This window comes from Streptomyces calidiresistens (assembly GCF_014141525.1).
GTDB lineage: Bacteria > Actinomycetota > Actinomycetes > Streptomycetales > Streptomycetaceae > Streptomyces > Streptomyces calidiresistens.
In genome coordinates this window covers 1-2,826 of record NZ_VKHS01000713.1, presented here as the reverse complement: position 1 = coordinate 2,826, position 2,826 = coordinate 1, and the positions used below count along the sequence as shown (strand labels likewise).

The window sequence follows — 2,826 nt, the reverse complement described above, 5'->3', positions numbered from 1 at the left end:
GCCATGCTGCGCGCCCTGCACGCCCTCCCCCTCCCGCCTGTTCCCCTTCCCGAGTTCCGTCCGCTGGCGTCCCTGGAACAGCGGGTGGCCGCCGGTACCTCCCTGTCCGCCCACCACCGCGCCTGGCTCACGGACCGGATCGAGGAACTGCTCGTCTCCTACGAACAGCTCGACTCGCCTCTGGGGCCCGGACTGCTCCACGGCGACGCCTATCCGGGAAACACCCTGTGGGACGGCTCCTCGGCACGACTCGGCGACTGGGACGAGGCGGCCTTCGGCCCCCGTGAACTCGACCTCGCCAACACCTACCAGGGCGTGCGCTTCGGACGCACCGAACAGGAGCTGGAACGCTTCGGCGCCGGGTACGGCCGTGACATCCGGGACTGGCCCGGGCTTCCGGTTCTCTGCCGGATCCGGGACCTGCACACCCTGGGTTCCTACATCCGGCGGGCCGACGCCGGGGACGAAGCAGCCTCGGCAGAACTCGTCCGGCGCCTGGACAGCCTCCGGTCCTGCTCCGATACCGAGGTGTGGGCTCCCGCCCGCTGATCGGTCATCCCCGCAAGGAGTCGTCCAGATACTCCTGGCCGGGGCCGAACAGCCCGTAGGGCACGTACCCGGGCAGCTCCGGATGCGTGACCCAGGCCAGCTCGGCGAGTTCCTCGGCATCGGCGAGGTGCGGGGTTCCGGAGACCACCTCGCAGGCGATGTAGGACATGAGCCGCCGCGTCTTCGGATGGACGCGCTCCCCCAGGGGCGCGACAGCCCGGACGACCAGGCCGGTCTCCTCCTCGGTCTCCCGGACGGCCGCCTCCTCGGCGGTCTCCCCCGCTTCGATCTCCCCAGCGGGGAACTGCCATGTCCTCTGTCATCGAACCTGGATCGTTTGTCACTGAAGTTGGACCGATGAGCCGGCTTCATGCGGCTGGGTCGTGCGCGACCCAGACCGGGGACGGCGCTCATTGCTTCTTGCTCGTACCGAAAGGACGCGCGTGGCCGCCGTGGATCACGGCGTCCATCATCCCCTCATCGCACTTCTCTTCCGGAGGCCACACCCACCGCTCGGTCGGCGGCCAAAGCGGCATGGCATTGGGGAACTCCTCGAACTTGTTCAGCCGCCTGTCGCCGGGCAGGCGCATCGAGCACACCTGGATCCCGAAGTGACCCAGGCGCAGGAAGCCGACGATGCCCTTGGGCCTGACTGACTTGCGTAGATGCCACTCGAACAGGACTTCCTCGTCCATCCCGTAGGCGCGGACCGGCATGTGGAAGGCGCGGGCGATCATGCGGCGGGTGGACAGGCGCCGATAGCGATAGAGGTAGGCGAAGTCGGCCGCAGGTATCACCCCATGGTGCTCCTTCGGATTGGTGAAGGAGAACATCATGATTGTCTTCATCGCCCAGGCGGCGAGGTCGGACTGCATCTGTCGGTCCAGGATGACCACGAACTCGTCGGTGCCCAGGATGAGGGGAAGAAGGAACGGCCGGACGCCCTCCTCCAGGTCATTCATCCAGCCGCTGTTGCAGTCCCTGCACACGCACTTGGCGGTCATTTCCCCGAAGCGATGGCGGACATCCCTGAGGATGGTGCCGTCTAGGTCGACGACGACCGACTTCTGGTAGATGCCGGGGATGTCCCCGCGCGGAATCTTGGTCACCCACTTCGGTATGACGTGTTCGTTGCTGTTGGCTGGCGCTCCGCAGAAGACGCACCCGGTCATGCTGCTCCCCTATTCTGGCGATTCCACCGGGGATCGTAGGGTCTGGGGGGCCGTCGCTGCTTGCTTTTTGCGGCGGCGATAAGCGCGGGCGACGCATGTGTTCGAGCAGTACTTGCGGAGCCGGCCGCCTTGGCCCGGCTCGATGGGTATGCCGCATTCGAGGCAGCCGAGGGACTGATCCGGGTGTGGTGCGCCGGGAAAGGGCAGGGAGGACAGGCCCATGCTCTTCTGCCAGGCCCACCCACTGCACCGTTTCGAGCACCAGCGTCTGTTGGGGAACCTGCCGATGGGGGTCTGGCATGCCTCGCAGGTCACGATCGGGATGGCTTCCCGTTCGCGTCGTCGTTCCCGGTAGGCGGCCTCGCGGCAGGCGTGTGAGTAGTAGCGACGCCTCTCCGAGGCTCCGACGGAGAGGCGTCGCTCGCAGTGTGCGCAGGTGACGAGGCGTCTTCTGTCCGGCTTCTGCGGCTTGGGCCGGTTTCGGCGGTAGTTCTTCGTGCGGCAGGCGCCTGAGCAGGTCCGGCGCTGGGTGCTCCTCGTGATGGACATGGTGGAGCCGCACTCCTTGCAGCGGCCGTGTCCGAGGATGTCGCGTAGTTCGTCCGCATCACATCCGGTCACGGTGGCGATCCGGTCCCACTGGAGCTCGCCTCGGTGCCAGGGCGGCTCCCGCAGGGTCCGTCGCAAGTAACGGGGCTTGAGGCAGTTGGCCTCGGCGAGCCGGTCGATGAACGATTCGCGGCCCTCGCCCGCGATGGGACGGACCTGGAACGGAAGCTGGACCAGCTCAATGGCCGGCTGTGTCGGCTTGCTGCGGGTCACCGGCCATTCCTCGTGGCGAGGGGCTGGGAGGACTGCGCGGCGACATCGAGAGGGATCGCCTTCAGGCCCCGCTGCGTGATCTTCTCGGTGCCGTCGAGGATCGCGTCGATCGCGGCTCCGCGTATCAGGTGGGAGAGCGCGCCGATCATGCCTCCGGTCTGATCGTGGAGGAAGCGGTCGAGCTTCGCCAGAGTGCGGGGCTCGTGTTCGTGCAGGAGCAGAGTGCTCTCCAGGGTCCTGACCAGGCCCTTCCACTCGTTGTTGTAGGGGAAGGGGTGGGAGG

Annotated in this window: 3 protein-coding genes and 2 pseudogenes; 2 read left to right on the top strand and 3 right to left on the bottom strand. The window is 67.2% G+C overall.

What is annotated here, in order from left to right; genetic code table 11:
• Positions 1 to 549: phosphotransferase (locus FOE67_RS21840; RefSeq protein WP_182666549.1), on the top strand; the 549-nt coding region annotated here is incomplete at its 5' end.
• 4 nt (positions 550 to 553) lie between these two features.
• Here FOE67_RS21840 and FOE67_RS21835 read toward each other — a convergent pair.
• A pseudogene (locus FOE67_RS21835) lies at positions 554 to 868 on the bottom strand (NUDIX hydrolase); the annotation flags it as partial.
• 91 nt (positions 869 to 959) lie between these two features.
• Entirely contained in the window at positions 960 to 1,658 is a 699-nt protein-coding gene (locus FOE67_RS21830; protein ID WP_182666548.1) for a hypothetical protein, read from the bottom strand.
• A 283-nt stretch (positions 1,659 to 1,941) separates the two neighbouring features.
• On the opposite strand from FOE67_RS21830, the gene FOE67_RS30155 reads away from it, so the two are divergent.
• A complete protein-coding gene (locus tag FOE67_RS30155; RefSeq protein WP_267133357.1) occupies positions 1,942 to 2,076 on the top strand; it encodes a hypothetical protein in 135 nt (44 codons plus the stop codon).
• A 463-nt stretch (positions 2,077 to 2,539) separates the two neighbouring features.
• Here FOE67_RS30155 and FOE67_RS21825 read toward each other — a convergent pair.
• Positions 2,540 to 2,826: pseudogene (locus FOE67_RS21825) on the bottom strand (ATP/GTP-binding protein); the annotation flags it as partial.

Coding starts and splice junctions, on each gene's coding strand:
- FOE67_RS30155 (WP_267133357.1), top strand. CDS start 1,942: ATGCTCTTCTGCCAGGCCCACCCACTGCACCGTTTCGAGCACCAGCGT.